General features: G+C 65.8%; 7 protein-coding genes. All 7 read right to left on the reverse strand.

Annotation, left to right across the window (positions count from 1 at the left end):
- Positions 1-2,258 (reverse strand): heavy metal translocating P-type ATPase (locus B3E94_RS00050; RefSeq protein WP_286911822.1); only part of this gene is annotated, 2,258 nt, incomplete at its 3' end.
- A gap of 133 nt (positions 2,259-2,391) precedes the next feature.
- Positions 2,392-2,919 (reverse strand): FixH family protein, encoded by a 528-nt coding sequence (locus B3E94_RS00055; protein WP_236238441.1) that lies wholly within the window; start codon positions 2,917-2,919, stop codon positions 2,392-2,394.
- A gap of 15 nt (positions 2,920-2,934) precedes the next feature.
- Complete coding sequence (gene ccoG, locus B3E94_RS00060) at positions 2,935-4,350, reverse strand: cytochrome c oxidase accessory protein CcoG (protein WP_176517100.1); 1,416 nt, start codon at positions 4,348-4,350, stop codon at positions 2,935-2,937.
- Positions 4,351-4,660: 310 nt separating this feature from the next.
- Entirely contained in the window at positions 4,661-5,638 is a 978-nt protein-coding gene (gene ccoP, locus B3E94_RS00065; RefSeq protein WP_176517099.1) for a cytochrome-c oxidase, cbb3-type subunit III, read from the reverse strand.
- On the reverse strand, positions 5,635-5,832 hold the full coding sequence (locus B3E94_RS00070; protein ID WP_176517098.1) for a cbb3-type cytochrome oxidase subunit 3: 198 nt from the start codon (positions 5,830-5,832) through the stop codon (positions 5,635-5,637). The genes ccoP and B3E94_RS00070 overlap by 4 nt, the downstream gene beginning before the upstream one ends.
- A 5-nt stretch (positions 5,833-5,837) precedes the next feature.
- Positions 5,838-6,446: a cytochrome-c oxidase, cbb3-type subunit II gene (gene ccoO / locus B3E94_RS00075; protein ID WP_176517097.1), complete on the reverse strand. Its 609-nt coding sequence runs from the start codon at positions 6,444-6,446 to the stop codon at positions 5,838-5,840.
- A partial coding sequence (ccoN, locus tag B3E94_RS00080) for a cytochrome-c oxidase, cbb3-type subunit I (protein ID WP_286911828.1) occupies positions 6,446-7,734 on the reverse strand: 1,289 nt, incomplete at its 5' end. The genes ccoO and ccoN, both read right to left, overlap by 1 nt.

Raw genomic sequence — 7,734 nt, forward strand, 5'->3', positions numbered from 1 at the left:
TTCTCGAGGATGTTGCGGCGGGTGCGGCGGGCCAGGTCGAAGGCCTGCACCAGTGCCTGCAGGCGGTTGCTCAGCAGCACCGCGTCGGCGCTGGTCTTGGCAAGGTCGGTGGCGCTGCCCATGGCGATGCTGATGTCGGCGGCCGCCAGCACCGGCACGTCGTTGACCCCATCGCCCAGCATCAGCACCTTGCAGCCGGCCGCCTGCAGGGCCTTGAGGCGGTCCAGCTTGTCGTCCGGGCGCAGGCCGCCGATGGCCTGGTCGATGCCAAGCTGGGCGGCCACCTCGGCGACCATCGGCGAGCTGTCGCCCGACAGCAGCAAGGTGCGCCAGCCGCGTGCCTTGCAGGCGGCCAGCAGGGCCGGGGCGTCATCGCGCAGGCGGTCGTCGAGGTCGAACCAGGCCAGCGGGCCCTGGCGGTCACCCAGCAGCAGCCATTGCCCGCGCGGCTCCGGCACGGCGGGGATCTCGGTGCCGCTCAAGGCGCACACGAAAGTGGCCTGGCCAATGCGCAGGCGCTGGCCCTCGACCTGGCCCTCCAGGCCCAGCCCCGGCACGCTCTGCACATCATCAGCGGCGCTGGCGGTGCGGCCGAAGGCGCGGGCGATGGGGTGTTCGGAGCGGTTTTCCAGGGCGGCGGCCAGGGCCAGGCAGCGGTCGGCCGGCAAATCGCCGAGCGGGCGGATGCTGCGCAGGGCCAGGCGGCCTTCGGTGAGGGTGCCGGTCTTGTCGAAGATGACCGTATCGATCTGGTTGAGGCCCTCCAGCACGTGCCCCCGGGTAATCAGCAGGCCGAGCTTGTGCAGGGTGCCGGTGGCGGCGGTGAGGGCGGTGGGGGTGGCCAGCGACAGCGCGCAAGGGCAGGTCGCCACCAGCATGGCCAGGACGATCCAGAACGCCCGCGCCGGGTCTGCGTGCCACCACCACAGGCCGATGGCCACGGCCGCCAGCAGGCTGAACAGCAAGAACCACTGCGAGGCGCGGTCGGCGATTTCCGCCAGGCGCGGCTTTTCGCTCTGCGCACGTTCGAGCAGGCGCACGATGGCCGACAGGCGCGAATCATGGCCCAGCGCTTCGACCTCCACGTGCAGGGTGCTTTCCACATTCAGCGTGCCGCCGGTTACGCGCTCGCCTACCTGGCGTGGCTGCGGCAGGTACTCGCCGGTGAGCAGCGACTCATCGACGCTGGAGCGGCCCTCGACGATGCGCCCGTCGGCGGGAATCACCGAACCCGGCAGCACCTGCACGGTGTCGCCGCGCTGCAACTCGCCAAGCAGGATGCGCTCGGCATGGCCAAAGGCATCCAGGCGCAGGCACGAGGCCGGCAGCAGGTTGACCAGTTGCGCGGTGGCCGCCGCCGTGCGCTCGCGGGCGCGGCGTTCCAGGTAGCGCCCGGTGAGCAGGAACAGCGCGAACATGCCCACGGTGTCGAAGTACAGCTCGCCGCTGCCGGTGACGGCGGTCCAGATCCCGGCGCCGAAGGCCAGGCCGATGGCCAGCGAGACCGACACGTCCATGGTCAGGTGGCGCGTGCGCAGGTCGCGGGCAGCGCCCTTGAAGAACGGCGCGCAGCTGTAGAACACGATCGGGATGGTGAGAAATAGCGCGACCCAGCGCAGGATGGTGTGCATTTCCGGCGACAGGTCGATGTTGAATTCCGGCCAGGTGGCCATGGTCGCCATCATCGCCTGGAACCACAGCAGCCCGGCCACGCCCAGGCGGCGCAGGGCGCTGCGGTTTTCCCGGGCGAGCTGCTCGGCGGCCTGGTCGGGCTGGTAGGGGTGGGCGGCGTAGCCGATCTGGCGCAGTTCGGCCAGCACCTTGGACAGCGGCAGCTGCTGGTCGTCCCAGTCGAGCAGCAGGCGGTGGTTGGACAGGTTCAGCCGGGCCTCGGCGACCCCGGGCAGGTTGCGCAGGTGCTTTTCGATCAGCCAGCCGCAGGCGGCGCAGCTGATGCCTTCGACCATCAGGGTGGCTTCGGCCCGCTCGCCGGCATGGCGCACGAAGGCCTGCTGCACGTCGCTGCGGTCATACAGGGCCAGTTCGTCCTGCAGCTGTTTGGGCAGCGCTTCGGGGTTGGCGCTGCTGTCGCTGCGGTGCTGGTAGTAGTGCTCCAGGCCGCCGGCGACGATCGACTCGGCCACTGCCTGGCAGCCGGGGCAGCAGAACTGCCGGGGCTCGCCGAGGACCGTGGCGGTGAAGCGGCTACCGGCGGGGACGGGCAGGGCGCAGTGGTAGCAGGGGGTGGGCTGGGACATAGGTCGAACACGCATTGACTTGCAGGAACGGACGCTGTGGGAGCGGGCTGGAAGCCAGCCTGGGCATCATCATAAGCAGGTTTGGCCCTTTCGCGGGGCAAGCCCGCTCCCACAAGCAGACTAATGGTTACTGCTATTTGTGCTCGGCACCTTGCAGCGCTTCATCACCCAGTTGCATGGCTACCCCATGCTCGACCTTTTCCTCCTCGAACAAGCGCCACACATGCTCATCCTGGCTGCCCAGCAGCTCGACGAAGCGCCGGCCCTCGACCTTGTCGTCGAGCTGGCCGACATAACGCCCGGCCTCGCTGCGGCTGAGCAGCACCTTGCGGTCCTTGTCCGGCTGGGTGGGCGAGATCAGGTTCAGCTCCAAACTCTGCGGGTCGCTGTTGCCGGTCAGGCGCACGTCCACCTCGCCGGTCAGCTCGTCCAGGTGCACGCTGGCCTTGAGGTTCAGGGTCTGCGCCAGCAGCTCGCGGTCCAGTGAGCGGTTGATGCCCTTGCCGGCCTCGTAGTAGTTGTCGTTGACCAGGTTGTCCGGGTTGCTCACGGCGATGCTGACCATGGTCAGGCTCAGGCACACCGAGGTGGTGAGGATGCCGATGATGATCCAGGGCCAGAGGTGCTTGTACCAGGGGCTGGTGGCGGTGGCGGCAGGCATTGTCAGTATTCTCTCTCAGCGGATCTGTGGGCCGATGAAGCGGCTCTTGGCATTGACCTCGGCAGCGCTGTCGTCGGCGCTCTTGAGGATGAAGGTGATTTCGTTGGTGGTCGAGGGCAGTTTCTCGGGCGCCACCGACAGTTGCACCGGCAGGCTGACGATGTCGCCGGCCGCCACGCGGATTTCGCGCTGGCCTTCCAGGCGCAGGTCCGGCAGGCCAGTGGCGTCCAGCACGTAGACGTGGTCGCGCTGGTCCTTGTTCATGACCTTGAGGCTGTACACGTTCTCGATCCGCCCCTGGGCGTTCTCGCGGTACAGCACGCGGTCCTTGCTGACGTCGAAACCGACCAGCGAGCGAGTGGCGAAGGCCGTGGCCAGGGCGCCGATCATCACCAGCAGCACCACCGCGTAGCCGATCAGGCGCGGGCGCGCCATGTGGGTCTTCTGCCCCGACAGGTTGTGTTCGGTGGTGTAGCTGATCAGCCCTTTGGGGTAGTTCATCTTTTCCATGATGCTGTCACAGGCGTCGATGCAGGCGGCGCAGCCGATGCACTCGATCTGCAGGCCATCGCGGATGTCGATGCCGGTGGGGCAGACCTGCACGCACATGGTGCAGTCGATGCAGTCGCCCAGGCCCTGGGCCTTGTAATCCACGTCCTTCTTGCGTGGGCCACGGGTTTCGCCGCGGCGCGGGTCGTAGGAAACGATCAGCGTGTCCTTGTCGAACATCACGCTCTGGAAGCGCGCATAGGGGCACATGTACACGCACACCTGCTCGCGCAGCCAGCCGGCGTTGCCGTATGTGGCCAGGGTGAAGAAACCGACCCAGAAGTAGGCCCAGCCGTCGGCTTGGCCGGTGAAGAATTCGATGACCAGTTCACGGATCGGCGAGAAGTAGCCGACGAAGGTCATGCCGGTGACGAAGCCGATCAGCAGCCACAGGCTGTGCTTGGCGAACTTGCGCAGGAACTTGTTGCCGCTCATGGGCGCGCGGTCCAGCTTCATGCGCTGGTTGCGGTCGCCTTCGGTGACTTTCTCGCACCACATGAAAATCCACGTCCACACGCTCTGCGGGCAGGTGTAGCCGCACCACACGCGGCCGGCGAAGACGGTGATGAAGAACAGGCCGAAGGCGGCGACGATGAGGATGCCCGAGAGCAGGATGAAGTCTTGTGGCCAGATGGTGGCGCCGAAGATGTAGAACTTGCGTTCGGGCAGGTTCCACCACACGGCCTGGTGGCCACCCCAGTTCAGCCACACGGTGCCGAAGTACAGCAGGAACAATACCGCCCCGCCGACCATGCGCAGCCTGCGGAACACGCCGGTGAAGGCGCGGGTGTAGATTTTCTCGCGAGAGGCGTAGAGGTCGACGGAGTCCTTCCCTTTGCTGGCAGGCGGGGTGACGTCATGTACCGGAATTTGCTTGCTCATCATCAAGTCCCACGGCAGTGGAGAAACGCCGTGGCCAGTGCGTGCCGGCCACAGTCTCGCGCCTTCTGCTGGCGCGCTGCGATCCATGATACGCCGGTGATGGCACCCTGGGGTCGCGTTGCGACCTTTTGTCGCATTGGGTTCACGATAGGAATCGTGATATGGCGGGTGTCAATTGATTCAGGTCAGCTTGTGGTGAATTCACCGGCCTCTTCGCGGGGCAAGCCCGCTCCCACAGATGCCCCATGACTTCAGATTCGGTGGGGTACCTGTGGGAGCGGGCTTGCCCCGCGAAGTGGCCGGCCCTGCCTTACTCGGCCTTGGCCGGCTCGGCCTGGTGCGACAGGCTGTACACGTAAGCGGCCAGCAAATGCACCTTGTCATTACCTTGCAGCTGTTCCTGCGCCGGCATCTGGCCCTGGCGGCCATAGCGGATGGTCTGCTGCAGCTGGGCAAAGCTCGAGCCGTAGATGAACGCCTGCGGGTGGGTCAGGTTGGGCGCACCCATCGCTGGCGTGCCCTTGCCCTCAGGCCCGTGGCAGGCCACGCAGTTGGCGGCGAAGATCTTCTGGCCGTTCTCGGCATCGGCCTTGACGCCTTCCGGCAGGCTGCGGCCATCGAGCTTGCTGACCACGAACGCCGCCACATCGGCCACGCCCTGCTCGCCGATCACTTCCGACCAGGCCGGCATCACCCCATGGCGACCGCCCATGATGGTGGTCTTGATGGTTTCCGGCTCGCCGCCCCAGCGCCAGTCGTTGTCGGTCAGGTTGGGGAAGCCGTAGGCGCCCTTGGCGTCGGAGCCGTGGCACACCGAGCAGTTGGAGGCGAACAGCCGCGCGCCCATCTTCAGCGCCTGCGGGTCCTTGGCCACTTCCTCGATGGGCATGGCCGCGAACTTGGCGAAGATCGGCCCGAAGCGGGCGTCGGCCTTGGCCATTTCCTTTTCCCACTCGTGCACGCCGGTCCAGCCGGGCTGGCCATTGCTGAACTCGGTCTGCTTGTCGTTATCCAGGTAGCTGTAGCCTGGCAAAATGCCTTTCCAGTTGCCCAGGCCCGGGTACAGCACCAGGTAGCCCAGGGCAAAGATGATGGTGCCGACGAACAGCCAGAACCACCACTTGGGCAGCGGGTTGTCGTATTCCTCGATGCCATCGAAGGCATGCCCGACGGTTTCGTCGGTGACCTCTTCACGCTGGCCCTTGCGGGTCGACAGCAGCAGCCAGGTCAGCGAGAAGATGGTGCCCAGGGTCAGGACGGTGACGTACAGACTCCAGAAGGTTGTCATTGTTGTTTGCTCCCAGAAGCTTTTGCTTGCGCTTGCTCGACGTGCTGTTTGGCCTCGGGGTCATCCGCGAAGGGCAGTTGCGTGGCTTCGTCGAATTCCCGCTTGCGCCGTGGGTTGAACACCCACAGCGCCAGGCCCACGAACGCCACCATCACCACCACGGTGCCCAGGCCGCGAATCATCCCGATATCCATCAGCGTCACCGTTTGCTTTTGATGATGGTGCCAAGACCCTGCAGGTACGCGACGATGGCGTCCATTTCGGTCTTGCCCTTGACCGCGTCGCGGGCACCGGCGATGTCGGCGTCGGTGTACGGCACGCCGAGGGTGCGCAGCACGTCCATCTTCTTCGCGGTGTCCTTGCCGTCGAGCTTGTTTTCCACCAGCCACGGGTAGGACGGCATCTTCGACTCCGGTACCACGTTGCGCGGGTTGTACAGGTGCGCACGGTGCCAGTCGTCCGAGTAGCGGCCACCCACGCGGGCCAGGTCCGGGCCGGTGCGCTTGGAGCCCCACAGGAACGGGTGGTCCCACACGCTCTCGCCGGCCACCGAGTAGTGGCCGTAGCGCTCGGTTTCGGCGCGGAACGGGCGGATCATCTGCGAGTGGCAGCCCACGCAACCTTCGCGGATGTAGATGTCGCGGCCTTCCAGTTCCAGCGCGGTGCGCGGCTTCATGCCTTCGACCGGCTTGTTGGTCACGTCCTGGAAGAACAGCGGGACGATCTGGGTCAGGCCACCGATGCTCACGGCGATGACCATGAAGAAGGCCAGCAGGCCTATGTTCTTCTCGACGGCTTCATGCTTCATCAGTGCGCTCCCACGACGACGATCTTGGCGGCTTCTTCAGCCTGCGCCGGGTTGGCGGCGCGAACAGTGCGGTACACGTTGTAGGCCATCAGCAGCATGCCGGAGGCGAAGAACGCGCCGCCCAGGGCCCGGACGATGTAACCCGGGTGGCTGGCCTGCAGGGCTTCGACGAAGGAGTAGGTGAGCGTGCCGTCATCGTTGATGGCGCGCCACATCAGGCCCTGGGTGATGCCGTTGACCCACATCGAGGCGATGTACAGCACGGTGCCGATGGTGGCGAGCCAGAAGTGCGCGTTGATCAGGCCGACGCTGTGCATCTGCTCGCGGCCATACAGGCGCGGGATCATGTGGTACACCGCGCCGATCGAGATCATCGCCACCCAGCCCAGGGCGCCGGCGTGGACGTGGCCGATGGTCCAGTCGGTGTAGTGCGACAGCGAGTTCACGGTCTTGATGGCCATCATCGGGCCTTCGAAGGTGGACATGCCGTAGAAGGCCAGCGAAACCACCAGGAAGCGCAGGATCGGGTCGGTGCGCAGTTTGTGCCAGGCACCGGACAGGGTCATCATGCCGTTGATCATGCCGCCCCAGCTTGGCGCCAGGAGGATGATCGACATCACCATGCCCAGCGACTGCGCCCAGTCCGGCAGCGCGGTGTAGTGCAAATGGTGCGGGCCGGCCCAGATGTACAGGGTGATCAGCGCCCAGAAGTGCACGATCGACAGGCGATAGGAGTAGATCGGCCGCTCGGCCTGCTTGGGCACGAAGTAGTACATCATCCCCAAAAAGCCCGTGGTCAGGAAGAAGCCCACGGCGTTGTGGCCGTACCACCACTGGATCATCGCGTCGGTGGCGCCGGCATAGGCCGAGTACGACTTGAACAGGCTCACCGGCAGCGAGATGTGGTTGACGATGTGCAGCATCGCGGTCACCACGATGAAGGCGCCGTAGAACCAGTTGCCGACGTAGATGTGCTTGGTCTTGCGCTTGACGATGGTGCCAAAGAACACCAGGGCGTAGGTGACCCAGACGATGGCCAGCAGGATCGCGATCGGCCACTCGAGCTCGGCGTATTCCTTGGTGGTGGTGTAGCCCATCGGCAAGGTGATCAGCGCGCCGAGGATCACCGCCTGCCAACCCCAGAAGGTGAAGGCGGCCATGCTGTCGGAGATCAGCCGGGTCTGGCAGGTCCGCTGCACCACGTAGTAGCTGGTGCCGAACAACGCACAGCCGCCGAAGGCGAAGATGACCAGGTTGGTGTGCAGGGGGCGCAGGCGGCCGAAGCTGG

The sequence above is a fragment of the Pseudomonas sp. UBA6315 genome, from assembly GCF_002438125.1.
Taxonomy (GTDB): Bacteria; Pseudomonadota; Gammaproteobacteria; order Pseudomonadales; family Pseudomonadaceae; genus Aquipseudomonas; species Aquipseudomonas faucium.